This window comes from Devosia psychrophila, assembly GCF_000971275.1.
In the GTDB taxonomy this organism is placed as follows: Bacteria; Pseudomonadota; Alphaproteobacteria; order Rhizobiales; family Devosiaceae; genus Devosia; species Devosia psychrophila.
Genome location: NZ_LAPV01000093.1, coordinates 225,642 through 243,324, shown reverse-complemented (window position 1 = coordinate 243,324; position 17,683 = coordinate 225,642). Strand labels below are relative to the sequence as shown.

The following is a 17,683-nucleotide window of genomic DNA, read 5'->3' as shown; positions in this document are numbered from 1 at the left end:
GGCCAGCCGACCCCCACCCTTGATCCCTCCCCGCAAGGGGAGGGTGCCGACTGGGGGCGTTGCGATCAATGAATGGGGGCAGCATGGCTGATAGCGACTACGTGCTCGAAGCACGCGGCGTCATGAAGATTTTCGGCAATCATGTCGCGCTCGACAATGTCGATTTCGGCCTCAAGGCTGGCGAAGTGCACGCCCTGCTCGGCGAAAACGGCGCCGGTAAATCCACGCTGATCAAGATCCTGACCGGCGCGTACCAGCCCGATGGCGGTGGCATCTATGTCGATGGCACGCAGGTCTCGCTCGACAATCCACTGCACGCCCAGACCTTTGGCATCGGCACCGTGTATCAGGAGGTGAACCTTCTGCCGAACCGGTCCGTGGCGGAAAACCTGTTCCTCGGGCACCAGCCTTTGCGCTTCGGCTTCGTCAATTTCCGCAAGATGGAAGCGGACGCCAGGGTTATCCTCAAGAATTACGACCTAAACATCGATCCCTCCAGCGAACTCGGCACCCATTCGGTGGCCGTACAGCAGATCGTCGCCATCGCCCGAGCCGTGCAGCTTTCAGGCAAGGTGCTGATCCTCGACGAACCCACCGCCAGCCTTGATCGAAACGAGGTCGAGCGCCTGTTCGAAGTGGTTCGCGGCCTCAAGGCCAAGGGGCTGGCCATCATCTTCATCACCCATTTTCTCGATCAGGTCTTTGCCATCTCCGACCGGGTCACCGTGTTGCGCAATGGCAAACTGATCGAAACCCGCGCCCTTGATGCGCTGACCCGTACCGACGTTGTCCGCCTCATGCTGGGCAAGGACATAGCCTTTTCCGGCGCCACTGATGTCGAGCCGGGCGAGGCGCCTAACGAGGTGCTAGTCGAATTCAAGGGCTATGGCCGCAAGCGCAGTGTGCTGCCGTTCGATCTGACCATCCACAAGGGCGAAGTGGTCGGTGTCGCCGGCCTGCTGGGATCCGGCCGCACCGAAGTGGCACGCATCATGTTCGGCGCCGACCCGGCCGACCAGGGCACCGTAAGCGTCAACGGCAAGCCGAGCGCCATCCGCAAGACTACCGACGCCATCAAGCACGGCTTTGGTTTCTGCCCGGAAGACCGCAAGGCCGAGGGCATTCTCGGCGACCTGTCGGTACGGGAAAACATCATCATCGCATTGCAGGGCAAGCTCGGCTGGTTCAAGGCGCTCAACCGCGACGAACAGATGGAAATCGCCGGCCGCTTCGGCGAGTCCATGGATATCCGCGCCGCCTCGCTCGACATGCCGGTAAAACTTCTCTCGGGCGGCAACCAGCAGAAGGTGATCCTTTCGCGCTGGCTGGCCACCGACCCGGCCTTTCTCATTCTCGACGAGCCGACGCGCGGCATCGACGTCGGCGCCCATGCCGAAATCGTCCGCACCATCAATCGCCTGCGCGACGAGGGCATGGCCATGCTGGTGATCTCCTCTGAACTCGACGAAGTGGTGGCCTACAGCTCGCGCATCGTAGTGATGCGTGATCGCGAAATGGTCGCCGAACTGCGCGGCAAGAACATCAATCCCGGCGTCATCGTCCAGGCGATCGCCAATAACCCTGACGAGGCTGTCGCATGAAGCGGCTCCATCTCGAACGTCTGGCCAATCCGCAATTGCTGGCGCTTGCCGCCGTGCTGCTCATCAACTGGGCGCTGTTCCCCAATTTCTTTCGCATCACCTGGCAGGACGGGCGGCTGTTCGGCAGCGCCATCGACGTGCTTAATCGCGGCGCCCCGGTAGCAATTCTCGCAATCGGCATGACCGGCGTCATCGCCACCAAGGGCGTCGACCTGTCGGTCGGCGCCATCATGGCCGTTTGCGGCGCGGTGGCCGCGACCATGGTGGTGGCGGGCTATCCAACGCCAATCGCCGTGACTGCTGCGCTCGGCGTCGGGATCGTGTGTGGCTTGTGGAACGGCTTCCTCGTTGCCGTGCTCGATATCCAGCCCATCATTGCCACGCTGGTGCTGATGGTGGCCGGGCGTGGCATCGCCCAACTGATTACCGAGGGGTATATCGTCACCTTCAACGATCCGACCCTGATCTTTATCGGCACCGGCTCGTTGCTGGGCTTTCCCATGGCGGCGGTGATCGCGCTGGTGCTGATGATCCTCGTCACGCTAGTGGTGAAACGAACGGCCATCGGCCTGTTCATTCAGGCCATCGGCGTCAATCGCTCCGCAGCTTCGCTGGCCGGCATCAATAGCCGCATCCTGCTGATGCTGGTCTACGGCCTGAGCGGCTTCTGTGCTGCCATCGCCGGCATCCTCGTGGCCGCCGATATTCGCGGCGCCGACGCCAATAATTCCGGCCTTTGGCTCGAACTCGACGCCATCCTCGCCGTAGTCATCGGGGGTACCTCGTTGCTCGGCGGCAAGTTCTCCATACCCCTCGCCGTGGTGGGCGCCATCATCATCCAGGCGATGAACACCGGCATCCTGGTCTCGGGTTTCCGGCCCGAATTCAACCTCATCGTCAAGGCCGGGATGATCATCCTGATCCTGATGCTGCAATCCCCGCTGGTCGGCACCGCCGTCGGCTTCTTCAAGCGCGACGACAAGCGGGTGGTTTCCAAATGAAACGCAGTCTTCGTCCCCTCGCCGCCACCGCCGTTATCTTCATCATCGCCTACGCGGCTAGCGTGCTGCAGTTCCCCAGTATGCTGTCGACGCGGGTGCTGGGCAATTTCCTCACCGACAATGCGTTTCTCGGCATTGCCGCCGTCGGCATGACCTTCGTCATCATCTCGGGCGGCATCGACCTGTCGGTCGGCGCGGTGATCGGCTTTACCGGCGTGCTGGTGGCGGTGCTGATCTCCTGGCTCGGGGTGCATCCGCTGCTGGCCTTCGTCATCGTGCTGGGTGTCGCGGCGCTGTTCGGCGCGGCTATGGGGGCCGCCATCCATTATCTGAAGGTGCCCAGCTTCATCGTCACCCTGGCCGGCATGTTCCTAGCGCGAGGCGGTGCCTCGGTCATCACCCAGGATTCCGTGCCCATCAATCACGAGTTCTATAGCGCCATTTCCGACCTGATGATCCGCCTGCCGGGGGGCGGACGGTTGAGTTTCATCGGCCTTCTGATGGTCGCGATTTTCCTTCTCGGCGCGTTGCTGGCCCACCGTACCCGCTTCGGTTCATACGTCTACGCATTGGGCGGAAACCCGGTCTCCGCCCTGCTGATGGGCGTGCCGGTGGCGCGAACAACCGTGCAAATCTATATGCTGTCGAGCGTACTTGCCGCCTTGTCGGGCATCGTGTTTTCGCTCTACACCTCGGCGGGTTATCCGCTTGCGGCGGTGGGCGTGGAACTCGACGCCATCAGCGCGGTGGTGATCGGCGGCACGCTGCTGACCGGCGGCTACGGCTTTGTGCTGGGAACTTTCGTTGGCGTCATGCTGCTCGGTCTGGTCCAGACCTACATCATCTTCGACGGAACGCTGTCGAGCTGGTGGACCAAGATCGTGATCGGCGTCTTGCTGTTCTTGTTCATAGTCTTGCAGCGCATCATATTTGCGGCTTCCGCCCCGGGCGAAGAGAAGCCCGAGAAAGCGTAGAACTGGTTCTGGTATGATCGAAGCAGGCAGCCTTATTCGCTCACTTTCAGGGCGACCCGCTGCACGGAATTTCCACACTTTCGTCATCAACGAAATCGGTCTGGGCATCGTCACAGGCAAGTTTCCTGTCGGCTCGATCCTCGCCAGCGACGCGGTGATGATGGAAAGCTATGGCGTCTCGCGCACCGTGCTGCGCGAGGCGCTGAAGACGCTCGAAGCCAAGGGCCTGGTCGAGGCGCGGCCCAAGGTCGGCACGCGCGTTTCACCCACCAGCCGCTGGAGCCTCTTTGATCCCCAAGTCCTCTCATGGCACTATTACGCCAAGCCAGACCGGCGCTTCTATGAAAGCCTGTTCGATGTGCGTCGGGCGCTCGAAACCCGCGCTGCAGCTTTGGCCGCGCAGCGCCGCACCGCCGAGAATATCCGCGTCATGAAATACTGGCTGCACCAGATGGACTCGGCTGGTGGCGATCTCGAAAACCATGGTATCGCCGCGTTGGAAATCCACCGCGCAGTGGCCGATACATCGGGTAATGCCATTCTGCGCTCGGTTACCGGCATCGTTGAACTGACACTGGCGCTGGCACTGCGCCAGGTCGGCAAGACCGGCGCAGAGGCTTACCTGCAGGCGTCGCTGGAAACCCTGACCGCGCTGGTAACCGCCATTGGCGACAGTGATTCAGCTGGCGCTGGTATGATCGTCGAACAGGTCATCGATCTCGACGAAGCTTGTGTAGTGGCGGCACTTTCGTAGGAACGAAGCGGCTTACCTGCCGTTGCGCTGGCATGACCTCCCTCCGCGCCACGTATCGCCTCCAGCTCAGCCAGGATTTCACCTTTGCCGGTGCTACGGCGCTGGTGCCCTATCTGGCTGACCTGGGTATCAGCCACGTCTACCTGTCGCCGATCCTGATGGCGCGACCGGGGAGTACGCATGGGTACGATACGGTGGATCATGCGCGGATCAATCCGGAGCTTGGGACGATTGATGAGTTCCGCCAGATGGTTGGCGTCGTCCAGGCTGCGGGACTGGGCGTTATTCTAGATTTTGTGCCCAATCACATGGGCGTCGGCGGGGCGCATAACGAGTTGTGGCTGGATGTGCTCAAGCATGGTCCCGACAGCAAATATGCGGACTGGTTTGACATCGACTGGAACCCGCCGCGGGCGGAAATGTCGGGAAAATTGCTGGTCCCGTTCCTAGGCAAAAGCTACGCCGAGGCACTTGCTGCGGGCGATATCGAGCTTCGTGCAGATGGTTCAATCTGGGCTAATGGCAGCGAAAAGCTGCCGCTCCGGCCCGAAGATGAACGGATTCTGAACGAGACTTACGGTAGTCTGAACGCGGCGATAGCCGCGCTTTCGGAACCGTCCGGACACGCCGCGCTCGACGCCTTGATCCAGCGCCAGCACTGGCGGCTGGTGCATCATTCCGCCGCGGCCGACGAGATCAACTATCGTCGCTTTTTCATCAACAGCGACCTCGCCAGCATTCGCATCGACCGGCCCGATGTGTTCGCCCATGCCCATCAGCTGATTTTCCAGCTGATCGAGGAAGGACTGGTGCAGGGCCTGCGCATCGACCATGTCGACGGCCTGCTCGACCCCAAGGGTTATATCGAAAACCTGCGCGCCAAGTCGCCGCGGCCGATTTATCTGGCCATCGAAAAAATCCTCGCGCCGTACGAAAGGTTGCGGCCGGACTGGCCGGTGGACGGCACCACCGGTTATGAATTCGGCGCCCTGCTGACGCGGCTGCTGGTCCCGGAAGATGCCGAAGCGGCCCTAACCCAAACCTATGCCGATTTCATCGGCCCGGTGCCGGACCCGGTCGGTCTGGAATACAGCTGCAAGCTGCGGGTGATGGACAATGAGCTGGCAGCCGAACTGGCAGCTTTGGCGCGGCATCTGTCCGCTGTTGCTTGGTCGCATTCTGAAACCCGCGACCTGACCGAGAACGGGCTGCGCAAGGCAATGCGCGAAGTTATCGCCCACCTCACCGTCTATCGCACCTATATCGACGACAGCGGGGTCTCCAATCGCGACCGTCGCGAAATTGGTCTCGCCATCGCCAAGGCTCGAAAGACCCAGCCGAATTTTGCGCCGGAACTGTTAGATTTCCTCGAAGAACTGCTCGGTGGCCATCTCGGCGCTGAATACGATCCGCGCCTGGTCATCACCGCCATCGGAAAATTCCAGCAATACACCGGCCCGGCCATGGCCAAGGGGCTCGAGGACACCGCCGTGTATCGCCACCACCGTCTGGTGGCCCTAAATGAGGTCGGCGCCCATCCCGAACGCTTCTCCATAAGCGTCGCGGCGTTCCACGATGCCAACCAGCGCCGGTTGGTGGAAAGCCCCGATGCCATGCTCGGCACCTCGACGCATGACACCAAGCGCGGCGAGGATATCCGCGCCATTGTCGGCGCCATCTCAGAACACCCGGCAGAGTGGGACCGGGCGGTTAAGGGCTGGCGGGATCTGCTGGCCGCTAACCCGATCCACCCAAACGACATGTACCTGTTTTTCCAGCTGTTGCTCGGCGGCTGGCCATCTTTCGGCGCGCCGGATGACTTTGGCAGGCGCATCAAGGGCGCCATGATGAAGTCCCTGCGCGAGGCGCGCGAGCGGACCGATTGGGGCGTCAACAATACGGAATACGAGAGCGGTGTCGACGCGTTCATCGATGCGACACTGGCAAACCGGGATTTCATGGCGCGTTTCGAGCAGGATCGCGCGGCAATCCTGCAGACCGGACTGCGTAAGGCGCTGGTACAGGCGGCGCTCAAGCTGACGGTGCCGGGCATGCCGGACATCTATCGCGGTGCCGAGGACTGGGAGCAGAGTTTCGTCGATCCCGACAACCGGCGCCCGGTGGATTTTGCCGGTCTCAAGCAGCGGCTTGCGGCTCCAGCCGGCCCGCGTGACGACAAGCTGGTGCTGACGCAGCGATTGCTGCAATTGCGCCAGAAGCTGCCAGACCTGTTTGCCCGCGGCAGCTATGAGCCGATCCCCTGCGGACCGGACGCCATCGCCTTCCGTCGCGCCAATGCTGACAACGAATTATTGATCGTTGCTGATCTCACAGCAGACGGCAAGCCGGTCGTCATTCCTGAGGGGCTTGGCGACTGGAGCAGTGCTCTCGGCTACACCAAGGCTTCACCGGCGATGGCATCGATCTTCGTCGGCTATCGCTAAAACTCAGCCAGCCCGAGAAACCGCGCCGTGTCCGGATCAATGGGAATGCCCGCCACGACGCGTTGCTCGGCAATGGTCCACTCGCGATCGCCTGGTGCCATGGTCTGGCCGCCGGGACGGGCAGGAGCACCGCGCAGGCCCTTGAGATAGCGCAGCATGCCGTCGCCAAATGCCGAGGTCCCAACAAAGTGCCCTGGGTCGATGGCCATGAAGAAGTGTCCCATATTGCGCGGCGTCGAGGTATCTTCGGCATCATACATCGGGATGAAGTCGGTATCGAGCGTCGTGCCCATCAGGATCGCCGAGAGCAGGGTGGCGACGCCCGCCAGCGCCGCGCCCTTGTAGCCATAATCGGCGCCGCCAAGCGGCAGCAGCATATTCACCTCGGCCGGATCGGTCACCGGAATGCCCTCGGCGTTGGCCGCAATGCCCTCGGGCAATTGCGTGCCGAGCGATCGATGCAGCAGCACCCGGTTCATCGGAATGGACGAGGTCGCCATGTCGACAAACCATGGCTTTTGCCCCGGCACCGGTGCGGCAAAAGCCAGCGGATTGGTGCCATGAAAGCGCTGCGCCCCATCGAACAGCGCCACCATGGAATCGGTATTGGTGGTGGCAAAGCCAATGCAACCCGCTTCGGCGCCGGCCAGCGCGTAGGCGCCCGCTGCGCCGAGGTGGGACGAGCGGCGCACCCCGACGGCGGCAATACCCGAAGTCTTCGCCATCTCGCAGGCCACTTCCATGGCGCGATAGGCCGCGTAGTGCCCCAGCCCGTCGTCGCCATCGACCACAGCGCTGGCCGCGGCCTTGTGATCGATCTGCAGTTGCGGATTTTTGTTGAGCCGCCCACCCGCCAGCATCAGGCAGTAATGCTCGGTCAGCCGCACTCCATGGCTATCCACGCCATGTCTCGAAGCATGCAGCATGGCGCGCGTGGCAGCAGCGAGAGATGCCTCGCTGGCCCCGGCCTCGCGCAGGGCGGCAGCGACCCGCTCGGCCAGAACGGCCTCGGGCACCTTGATGGTGGTTGCACTGTCGATAGCCAAGTCTGCCTCCTCATTTCCCTATGGCGTTCAGAACTAGCAACAATGTCTTTTGCCGTCTTGGAAATAGCGCCGCGCTGTGGTCGGATCGGGCACCAACACCGGACCCTTGTCGCCATGCAGAAAATCATCGCCGAACTCGAAGACAAGCGCGCGCAGGCGAGGCTTGGTGGCGGACAGCGGCGCATCGATGTGCAGCACGGCAAGGGCAAGCTGACGGCGCGCGAACGCCTTGACGTGCTGCTCGATCCCGGCAGTTTCGAAGAATACGACATGTTCGTCACCCATCGGGCGACGGATTTCGACATGGCCGACACCATCATTCCGGGCGATGGCGTGGTGACCGGCTGGGGCATGATCGAGGGCCGGATGGTCTATGTGTTCAGCCAGGATTTCACGGTGTTCGGCGGCTCGCTCAGCGAAACCCATGCCAAAAAAATCTGTAAAGTCATGGACCTGGCGCTGCAGAACGGCGCGCCGATTATCGGGCTCAACGACAGCGGCGGCGCCCGCATCCAGGAAGGTGTGGCCTCGCTCGGAGGCTATGCCGACGTGTTCTGGCGCAATGTGCAGGCCTCGGGCGCGGTGCCACAGATCTCGGTGATCATGGGGCCTTGTGCCGGCGGGGCCGTCTATTCGCCGGCGATGACCGACTTTATCTACATGGTGAAAGACACCAGCTACATGTTCGTGACCGGCCCGGACGTGGTCAAAACCGTCACCAACGAGACCGTCACTCAGGAAGAACTCGGCGGCGCTTCGACGCATACGAAAATCTCTTCGGTGGCCGATGCCGCCTTCGACAATGACATCGAAACGCTGCTCGAAGTGCGCCGGCTGTTCGGCTTCCTGCCGCTGGCCGCTGGCCAGAAGCCACCGCGCCTGCCCACGCATGATCCGATCGACCGCGACGACGCTTCGCTCGATACCATCATCCCCGACAGCGCCAGCCAGCCCTATGACATGCGCGAGGTGATCCACAAGGTCGCCGACGGGGGTGACTTCCTCCAAATCCAACAGGACCACGCCGGCAATATCCTGTGCGGTTTCATCCGGCTCGACGGCAATACCGTCGGCGTCGTCGCCAATCAACCGCTGGTGCTTGCAGGCTGCCTGGATATAAACGCCAGCAAAAAGGCCGCACGCTTCATCCGTTTTTGCGACAGCTTTGAAATCCCCATCCTGACCTTCGTCGACGTGCCCGGCTTCCTTCCCGGCGTGGCGCAGGAGTACGGCGGCATCATCAAGCACGGCGCCAAGCTGCTGTTCGCCTATGCCGAAGCCACCGTGCCGCTGGTGACGGTGATTACGCGGAAGGCCTATGGCGGCGCCTATGACGTGATGGCCAGCAAGCACATCAAGGCGGATGTGAACTACGCCTGGCCCTCAGCCGAAATCGCCGTGATGGGCGCCAAGGGGGCGACAGAGATTTTGTATCGCTCGGAACTGGGCGACAAGGACAAGATCGCCCAGCGTACGGCGGATTATGAGGCGCGCTTCGCCAATCCGTTCGTGGCGGCGGAGCGTGGGTTTATCGACGACGTGATCATGCCGCATGGGACGAGAAGAAGGGTGATCAGGGCGTTTTCGACATTGCGGAATAAGACGGTGAGTGTGCCGAAGAAAAAGCACGGGAATATTCCGTTGTGAAGGGGGCGAGGATGAAGATGTTTCAGTCGACACCCTCCCCCGCGCGGGGAGGGTCAGGGAGGGGGGCGGTTAGTCCCAATATCGGGGCTCTCGCACCCCCTCCTAGCCTCCCCCGTCAAGGGGGAGGTACCGCTTCGTGGCCGTGGCGAGATCTGTGCGGCGCCCGATGAGCATCGAACTCGCAAAGAAACTCCGCGCCAATCCCACGCTTGCCGAAAGGGCGCTATGGCAGTTGTTGTGGTCGCTCCGCACCGGCGGTTACCATTTTCGCAAGCAGAAGCAGATCGGCAGCTATTTCGTCGATTTCGCGTGCATTCATGGGCAATTGGTCATTGAGGTGGACGGCGACACGCATGGTGGCGACATCGCTCTGGCCAATGACCGAACGCGCGACGAGTATCTGAATGCCCGTGGGTTCGCGGTGTTGCGGTTCACCAATGATGACGTGCTGCACAATCCCGACGGGGTGTTTGACACCATCGTTGCGGCACTAGGGTCCAACCCGTCGCGTCTTCGCGGCAATCCCCCTCCCCAGCCCTCCCCGCAAGGGGGAGGGTGCGACCCGGTGGTCGCTCCACCATCGAGGCCAGCATGACAATCACCAAACTCCTCATCGCCAATCGCGGTGAAATCGCCTGTCGCGTCATCAAGACTGCCAAGCGCATGGGCATTGCGACCGTCGCGGTTTATTCCGACGCCGACCGCGAGGCGCTGCATGTGCGGATGGCGGATGAGGCGGTGCATATCGGGGCGTCGCCGGCCAAGGACAGCTATTTGCAGATCGACAAGATCATTGCGGCTTGCCGGAAGACCGGCGCGCAGGCGGTGCATCCGGGATATGGATTTTTGTCCGAGAATCCGAAGTTCGCGGCGGCGCTGGAGGCGGCCGGGATCATTTTCGTCGGGCCGCCGGTGAAGGCCATCGAGGCGATGGGCGACAAGATTACCAGCAAGAAACTGGCGGCGGCGGCGGGTGTTTCGACCGTGCCGGGCCATATGGGCCTGATCGACGATGCCGAGCACGCGGTGACGATTGCCAAGTCCGTCGGCTATCCGGTGATGATCAAGGCATCGGCCGGCGGTGGCGGCAAGGGCATGCGCATCGCCTCGAACGATGCCGAGGCGCGGGAGGGTTTTGAGCGCTCCAAATCCGAGGCCGCGTCGTCGTTTGGCGACGATCGGATTTTCATTGAAAAATTCGTCACCGAGCCGCGCCATATCGAAATCCAGCTGATCGGCGACAGTTTTGGCAACGTGCTCTTTCTCAACGAGCGCGAATGTTCGATTCAGCGCCGCAACCAGAAGGTCATCGAGGAGGCGCCGTCGCCCTTCCTCGACGAGGCAACGCGAAAAGCCATGGGCGAGCAGTCGGTCGCGCTGGCCAAGGCGGTGGGATACACCAGCGCCGGCACGGTTGAATTCATTGTCGATGGCGAGCGCAATTTCTACTTTCTCGAAATGAACACGCGGCTGCAGGTGGAGCATCCGGTGACCGAGCTAATCACCGGGCTGGACTTGGTGGAGCTGATGCTGCGCGTGGCCAATGGCGAAAAGCTGCCGCTGACGCAGGACCAGGTGCAGCGCAACGGCTGGGCCATCGAAAGCCGGCTCTATGCCGAGGATCCCTATCGCAATTTCCTGCCGTCCACTGGGCGGCTGACCCGATACAGCCCACCGGAGGAGTTTGCCACCGAAACGCTGGCGGTTCGCAACGATACCGGTGTGTTCGAAGGCGGCGAGATTTCGACGTTTTACGATCCGATGATCGCCAAGCTGTGCACTTGGGCGCCGACCCGGCTTGAGGCAATCGACGCCATGGCCACGGCGCTGGACAGTTTCGAGGTCGAAGGGGTCGGCAACAACCTGCCGTTTCTCTCCACGGTGATGGATCAGGATCGTTTCCGCGAGGGGCGGTTGACGACGGGCTACATCGCCGAGGAATTTCCCGACGGTTTCCATGGCGCCAAACTGCCGCGTGGGCGGTTGATCGAAGTGGTGGCGGCAGCGGCGATGATGCGGCTGCTGCAGGAGGATCGGAAAGGGCTGGTGGCGCATACACCACTAGTTTCGACGTCCGAACTGTATGGCGAATTCGTCGTGGTCATCGGCGGCGAGCAGATCCCGGTCAAACTGCATCGGCTCGATCCGGCGGGTGTGTGGGAGTTGAACCTGTTCGACACTGCGCTGACGGCGAATGGCTTCGACTGGCAGCCGGGTGGCACGCTGGCCAGCATTGCCTGGTCGACCGGGCCGGCTTCGGTGCTTAAGGTCGCGACGACCACCGCTGGTTTCCGCATCCGCTATCGCGGTGCCGATCTCAAGGTGATGGTGGTTCGGCCGCATGTCGCGGCGTTGCTGGTCCATATGCCGGTGAAAGTACCGCCCGACATGAGCCGTTTCCTGCTCTGCCCGATGCCGGGGCAGGTGGTGCGGATCGATGTTGTCGAAGGCGATATTGTCGAGGATGGCCAGACGCTGGCCATCGTCGAGGCCATGAAGATGGAAAACGTGCTCAAGGCCGAGAAGCGGGCGCGGGTGAGCAAGGTGCATGCGGTGGCCGGTGCGGTGCTGGCGGTGGATGCGGTCATCCTCGAATTCGAGGCGGTGTGATGGTGCTGGATTTCGCGCTCGATAGTCCAGTCGACACCCTCCCCCTTGCGGGGAGGGATCAAGGGTGGGGGGCGTTTGGCCCCATCGGGGCTAAACGACACCCCCACCTAGCCTCCCCCGTCAAGGGGGAGGTACCGTTCGGTGGATGCGGGAGAATAGCGCATGACTGAACGAGCCACCTTCGCCCACTGGGCCACGCTCGCCCAAAAGGAACTGCGCGATACTCAGGTCGCGTCGCTTGACCGCGACTATGGCGGCATCCCCGTCAAGCCGGTTTACTTCGGTGACAATGCAGAAACACCCGGCGTCGAGCCGTTTACCCGCGGCGTGCGGGCGACCATGTATGCCAACCGGCCGTGGACCATTCGGCAATATGCCGGGTTTTCGACGGCGCGCGAGAGCAATGCGTTTTACCGGCAGGCGCTGGAGAAGGGGCAGAAGGGATTGTCGGTCGCCTTCGATCTGGCGACCCATCGCGGCTATGACAGCGACCATCCGCGCGTCATCGGCGATGTCGGCAAGGCCGGAGTGGCCATTGACACGGTCGAGGACATGAAGGTGCTGTTTGACGGCATTCCGCTCGATCAGATGAGCGTGTCGATGACCATGAATGGCGCGGTGATCCCGGTGCTGGCGATGTTCATCGTGGCGGCCGAAGAGCAGGGCGTGCCGCAGGGCAAGCTGGAGGGGACCATCCAGAACGACATCCTCAAGGAGTTCATGGTCCGCAATACCTATATCTATCCGCCGGAGCCTTCGATGCGGATCGTCGGTGACATCATCGCCCATACGGCGCGGCACATGCCCAAGTTCAACTCGATCTCGATCTCGGGCTACCACATGCACGAGGCCGGGGCGACGGCGGTGCAGGAGCTGGCCTATACGCTGGCCGACGGCATGGAATATGTCCGCGCGGCCCAAGCGCGGGGGCTCGATATCGATGCCTTTGCCGGGCGGCTGAGCTTCTTTTTCGGCATCGGCATGAACTTCTTTCTCGAGGTTTCCAAGCTGCGCGCCGCGCGGCAACTGTGGAGCGAGATCATGACCGGGCTTGGGGCGAAAGACCCGCGCTCGAAAATGCTGCGCACCCATTGCCAGACTTCGGGCGTATCGCTGACCGAGCAGGACCCGCATAACAATATCGTGCGCACCACTATCGAAGCCTTGGCCGCGACGCTGGGCGGCACGCAGAGCCTCCACACCAACAGCTTCGACGAAGCCATCGCGCTGCCGACGGAGTTTTCGAGCCGCATCGCGCGCAATACCCAGCTCATCCTGCAGCATGAATCGCGCATTACCGACGTGGTCGACCCTCTCGGAGGGTCTTACTATGTCGAGGCGCTGACGGCGCAGCTGGTCGCCGGTGCCAAGGCGCTGATCGGCGAGGCAGAGGCGCAGGGCGGCATGACCAAGGCGGTGCAGTCGGGCGGGCCGAAACTTGAGATCGAAAAGGCGGCGGCACAGCGCCAGGCCCGGGTGGATCGCGGCGAGGATGTCATCGTCGGGGTCAACCGCTATCGGCTGGACGTGGAAGACCCCATCGAGGTGCGCGACATCGACAATGCCAAGGTGCGGCTGGAGCAGGTGGCGCAACTCCAGCGCATCCGGGCCAGCCGTGACGAGGCGAAATGCCAGTCGCTGCTGGCGGCACTGCGCGAATATGCGGCCAAGGACGAGGGCAACCTGCTTGAAGCGGCCATCGAGGCGGCGCGGGCGCGGGCGACGCTGGGCGAGATTTCCCTGGCAATGGAAGATGTGTTTGGCCGCCACGCCGCGGTCACCCGCGTTATTTCGGGCGTCTATGCAGAGGGGTATGGCGACGATCCCGAATTTGCCGCCATCGCCGGCCGCATCGAGAGCTTCAAGGCGGCTCGGGGCCGAGCGCCGTCGATCTTCATCGCCAAGATGGGGCAGGATGGGCATGATCGGGGCGCCAAGGTGATTGCCAGCGCCTTCGCCGATCTGGGCTTTTCGGTGCATATGGGCGACCTGTTCGAGACGGCGCCGGAAGTCGCCGCACATGTCGACGCGCTCAAGGTCGATGCGGTCGGCGTGTCATCGCTGGCCGCGGGGCACAAGACGCTGGTGCCTGAATTGATCAATGCCTTGAAGGATCGCGAACTTGGCGAGGTCACCGTCATCGTCGGCGGCGTCATCCCCGAACAGGATTATGATTTTCTACTCGACGCCGGTGTTGCGGCCATTTTCGGCCCGGGCACCAATGTGTTGAGCGCCGCGTTTTCGGTGCTGAGCCAGATCGAGGGAAGGCTGAGCAATCGATGATCGGTCGCCTCAATCACATCGCCATCGCTGTGCCCGACATCGCGGCTGCGTCGGCGAATTATCGTGACCTGCTCGGCGCGCATGTCGGTCAGCCGCAGGCGCTGCCGGAGCATGGGGTGACGGTGGTGTTTATCGACACCGGCAACAGCAAGGTCGAGCTGTTGGAGCCGTTGGGTGAAAGCTCGCCGATTGCGGCCTTTCTTGCCAAGAACCCCAGCGGTGGCATGCATCACATCTGCTTTGAGGTGCCGGATATTCTTGCCGCTGCGGCGACGCTGACAGCAGGTGGAGCGCGGGTGCTGGGCGATGGAAAGCCCAAGACCGGCGCGCATGGGCTGCCGGTGTTGTTCCTGCATCCAAAGGATTTCGACGGCACGCTGATCGAACTGGAACAGGTCAGCGGCTAGCGGCGAGGGCCGCCGGTTGCTCGTAATACACCTCACTCGCGGCCTTCAGGCCCAATGCAGTGCCTACGGCGAATAGCGTTGGGGATGACAGGTCGAAATCCGTGGCAGCTGTTGTCGAGTCCGCGATAGTGCCACGCCAGGTCTTCTGGTTTGGCAGGCTGATATCGCTGGCGATGACTGCGGGGGTCGTGGGCGCCATGCCGCCGTCGAGCAGGCGTTGCACAATGTCGGGCAGGGTGCGGCGCGACATGTAGTAGATATTGGTGGTGGCGGGATCGGCCAGCGAGCGCCAATCGAGGTTGTCGGGCAACACGCCTTTGCGGGAATGTCCGGTGACGAAGCGCACGGCCTGAGCGCAATCGCGGTGGGTTAGCGATATGCCGAGGCCGCTGGCCAGTGCCAGCGCTGCGCTGATCCCTGGCACCACGCTGACGCTGATGCCGTGCTGTTCCAGCATGGCGATTTCCTCGCCCGCGCGGCCGAAGATCATCGGGTCGCCGGACTTGAGGCGAACGACGTGCTTGCCCTGCTGGGCCAGCTTCAGCATGGTCTGGTTAATATCCTCCTGCCGGCAGCTGTCGCGTCCGGCACGCTTGCCCACCAGCATGCGCTTGGCCTCCCGCCGCGCCAGTTCCAGCACTTCCCCCGAGACCAGGTCGTCGAACAGGATCACATCGGCCGACTGCAGGGCACGGACTGCCTTGATGGTAAGCAGATCGGCATCGCCGGGGCCGGCACCAACCAAGGTTACGCGGCCATGGCTGGGTGCCGGCGCTAGCAGCGCAGCGTCGTGGTCCTCGGCTTCTGGGGCGGCCGGGCCGAAAGCCTGCTCGGCAAGGCGTTCCCAGAAGGCGCGGCGCAAGGGGCCGGCCGGTAGCCGTGCCATCACCTTTGGGCGGATGGTGGCAGCAAGTTGGGCCCAGTCGCTCAGCGTTCGCGGCAGCAGCATCTCGATGCGGCGACGCACCGCCTGCCCGAGGATCGGCGCGGCGCCAGCGGTCGAGATGCCGAGCACGAGGGGCGAGCGGTTGACGATGGCGCCGAACTGCAACTGGCAGAATTCCGGTTTGTCGATGACATTGGAGGGCACCCCGGCGGCATGCGCCGCCTCTACGAACGCCTTGGCCTCGTCGTCATGCTCGATGTCTGCCACGGCAAAAGCCGCACCTTGCAGATCCGCTGCGCACCAGTGGCGGTCGATAAGGTTGACCCGATCGGCCAGAGCCTCCAGCTCGCTGCAGCGGTCTGCCACGGGCGCATACACATCGACTTGCGCACCGGCAGCCGCCAGCAGCTCGATTTTCCAGCAGGCTGGTTCCGATCCGCCAATGACGACGGCGCGCTTGCCGCGCAGGTCGAGGAACAGCGGCAAAACCGCGAGCGGCGCCATGCGGTCTGGCAGGCGTTGCGTCGGGACGAGCTCGATGGATGCGGAACGGGCCATGTGTTTCAACTCCACGGAAGATGAAAAGCCGCCAACCGCTGCACCCCGGTCGCGATGACCCGGATGCAGCGGTTGGCGGCTTTGCCTGTGGTGCCCGTCACTGGACACCGAGTGGCCCAGGCTATGCATAACTCGTGCCACCGAGGTCTCGGCGAAAAGCCACGCTTTGCCAGTGGCTTGGCTGAAGCGAACCAAACACGGCTTATCTCGCCGATGCGCAATCGCCCAGCGGACTGCCTATGTGGCAGGCAGATCGGCTTGTTGCTGGCGAGCCATATAGGCGCCGAGCTGGTCGTGATCGAACACTGCGCCGTCAAAGAACCGGTCTGGCAGCATGGCCACAGGCGAGGGGGCGCCGGCAATCTGTTCGGGCTGCTGCCGGGCGCCTTCGATTTTGCTGTCGGCCAGTGGCAAATCGACGCCAAGCGGCGCCAGGGCAGCCCTATACAGGTCCGGCCGGAAACTGGCAGCGGCAATCGCAGCCGATTGCGGGCTGCCCTTGAGTTCGCCCCACCGTACCATCTGGCTGTAATACCAGAGCGCGTGGCTCTGCCAAGGGAAGTTGGCTGCGCTGGCATGGGGCACGAAAAAGCCAGGCACGGTTTGCGAAACGCCGGCGCCCGTATCCAGCGCGCCGGACAGCGCCCGACGCACGAGGGAGACAGGCTGATCGAGATAGGCCGGGCCGGCCATGATGTGGGCAGCCTCGTCATGGTTGGCGGGGTCAGCGCACCACGCTCCGGCATGGTAGATGGCGCGGATCACGGCGCTGACCAGCTCGGGGTGCTGTTCCGCCCAACTGGCACGCATGCCGATAACCTTGTCGGGGCTCGACTGCCATATCGATGCTTTCACCGTAGCGATATGCGCACCCTTGGTGGCGACGCCGACGCTGTTCCATGGCTCGCCGACGCAATAACCATCGATGCCTCCGGCGCCCAAGGCATCGGGTAGCAGCGGCGGTGGCAGTACGACAATTTCGACATCCCGATCGGGATGCACGCCGCTGGCGGCTAGCCAGTAGCGCAGCTCGTAATTATGCGACGAGGTCTGGTGCACCACGCCGAAGCGCAGCTTGCGCGGCGATGCGGCAACGACCCTGGCCAGTGCCAGCCCGGTCAGTCCTGCCACCAGATTTCCCGGCGCACCCTCTGCCAGCATGGCCTGCCAGAGTGTGTCGCTGACGGTAACGCAATTATTGCCAAGGCCAAGCACCACCGGCGTGATCATGGGTGTTGGAATTGGCGTCAGGCCGAGGCTGGCAGCAAGCGGCATGGGCGCCAGCATCTGTGCAATTTCGAAATGCCCGATTGCGGCCCGGTCGCGGATATTGGCCCAACTAGTCTCGCGCACCAGATTGATATCCAGCCCTTCGGCTTCGGCAAAGCCGCGCTCGCGGGCCAGCACCAAGAGAGCGCTGTCGAACAGAGGAAGGAAGCCGGCGGTCAAACGGGTGGTGGACATGGCTCTTC

Annotated in this window: 13 protein-coding genes; 10 read left to right on the top strand and 3 right to left on the bottom strand. The window is 62.8% G+C overall.

The genetic code is table 11. The features are described from left to right. Positions 1 to 83 precede the first annotated feature (83 nt). From WH91_RS09840 to treY, 5 genes are read left to right on the top strand one after another with little or no spacing between them, the layout of a single operon-like run. The gene (locus tag WH91_RS09840; protein ID WP_046170892.1) at positions 84 to 1,601 is read left to right on the top strand and encodes a sugar ABC transporter ATP-binding protein; all 1,518 of its coding nucleotides are present in this window, start codon (positions 84 to 86) and stop codon (positions 1,599 to 1,601) included. After that, positions 1,598 to 2,602 carry an ABC transporter permease gene (locus WH91_RS09835; protein WP_046170801.1) on the top strand — a complete coding sequence of 335 codons (1,005 nt, stop codon included), beginning with the start codon at positions 1,598 to 1,600 and terminating at the stop codon, positions 2,600 to 2,602. The genes WH91_RS09840 and WH91_RS09835 overlap by 4 nt, the downstream gene beginning before the upstream one ends. Continuing rightward, a complete protein-coding gene (yjfF, locus tag WH91_RS09830; protein ID WP_046170800.1) occupies positions 2,599 to 3,576 on the top strand; it encodes a galactofuranose ABC transporter, permease protein YjfF in 978 nt (325 codons plus the stop codon). The genes WH91_RS09835 and yjfF overlap by 4 nt, the downstream gene beginning before the upstream one ends. A 13-nt stretch (positions 3,577 to 3,589) precedes the next feature. Continuing rightward, positions 3,590 to 4,330: a FadR/GntR family transcriptional regulator gene (locus WH91_RS09825; RefSeq protein ID WP_046170799.1), complete on the top strand. Its 741-nt coding sequence runs from the start codon at positions 3,590 to 3,592 to the stop codon at positions 4,328 to 4,330. A 32-nt stretch (positions 4,331 to 4,362) separates the two neighbouring features. After that, complete coding sequence (gene treY, locus WH91_RS09820) at positions 4,363 to 6,774, top strand: malto-oligosyltrehalose synthase (RefSeq protein WP_046170798.1); 2,412 nt, start codon at positions 4,363 to 4,365, stop codon at positions 6,772 to 6,774. Here the strand turns inward: treY and WH91_RS09815 are convergent. Beyond that, positions 6,771 to 7,814: an Ldh family oxidoreductase gene (locus WH91_RS09815; RefSeq protein WP_046170891.1), complete on the bottom strand. Its 1,044-nt coding sequence runs from the start codon at positions 7,812 to 7,814 to the stop codon at positions 6,771 to 6,773. The genes treY and WH91_RS09815 overlap by 4 nt on opposite strands. Positions 7,815 to 7,934: 120 nt before the next feature. Here WH91_RS09815 and WH91_RS09810 point away from each other — a divergent pair, with 120 nt between their 5' ends. The 5 genes from WH91_RS09810 to mce all read left to right on the top strand — a co-directional run bounded on the left by WH91_RS09810 (position 7,935) and on the right by mce (position 14,767). Continuing rightward, on the top strand, positions 7,935 to 9,467 hold the full coding sequence (locus WH91_RS09810; RefSeq protein WP_046170797.1) for an acyl-CoA carboxylase subunit beta: 1,533 nt from the start codon (positions 7,935 to 7,937) through the stop codon (positions 9,465 to 9,467). Positions 9,468 to 9,633: 166 nt separating this feature from the next. Then, a complete protein-coding gene (locus tag WH91_RS09805; RefSeq protein WP_046170796.1) occupies positions 9,634 to 10,062 on the top strand; it encodes an endonuclease domain-containing protein in 429 nt (142 codons plus the stop codon). Beyond that, complete coding sequence (locus tag WH91_RS09800) at positions 10,059 to 12,077, top strand: acetyl-CoA carboxylase biotin carboxylase subunit (protein ID WP_046170795.1); 2,019 nt, start codon at positions 10,059 to 10,061, stop codon at positions 12,075 to 12,077. The genes WH91_RS09805 and WH91_RS09800 overlap by 4 nt, the downstream gene beginning before the upstream one ends. A gap of 162 nt (positions 12,078 to 12,239) precedes the next feature. Next, on the top strand, positions 12,240 to 14,360 hold the full coding sequence (gene scpA / locus WH91_RS09795) for a methylmalonyl-CoA mutase (protein ID WP_046170794.1): 2,121 nt from the start codon (positions 12,240 to 12,242) through the stop codon (positions 14,358 to 14,360). Further along, positions 14,357 to 14,767, top strand: coding sequence for a methylmalonyl-CoA epimerase (gene mce / locus WH91_RS09790; protein WP_046170793.1), 411 nt, complete (start codon positions 14,357 to 14,359; stop codon positions 14,765 to 14,767). The genes scpA and mce overlap by 4 nt, the downstream gene beginning before the upstream one ends. Here the strand turns inward: mce and cysG are convergent. After that, on the bottom strand, positions 14,757 to 16,211 hold the full coding sequence (gene cysG / locus WH91_RS09785; RefSeq protein WP_244542317.1) for a siroheme synthase CysG: 1,455 nt from the start codon (positions 16,209 to 16,211) through the stop codon (positions 14,757 to 14,759). The genes mce and cysG overlap by 11 nt on opposite strands. A gap of 237 nt (positions 16,212 to 16,448) precedes the next feature. Beyond that, positions 16,449 to 17,675 carry a CmpA/NrtA family ABC transporter substrate-binding protein gene (locus tag WH91_RS09780; protein WP_046170792.1) on the bottom strand — a complete coding sequence of 409 codons (1,227 nt, stop codon included), beginning with the start codon at positions 17,673 to 17,675 and terminating at the stop codon, positions 16,449 to 16,451. Positions 17,676 to 17,683 lie beyond the last annotated feature (8 nt).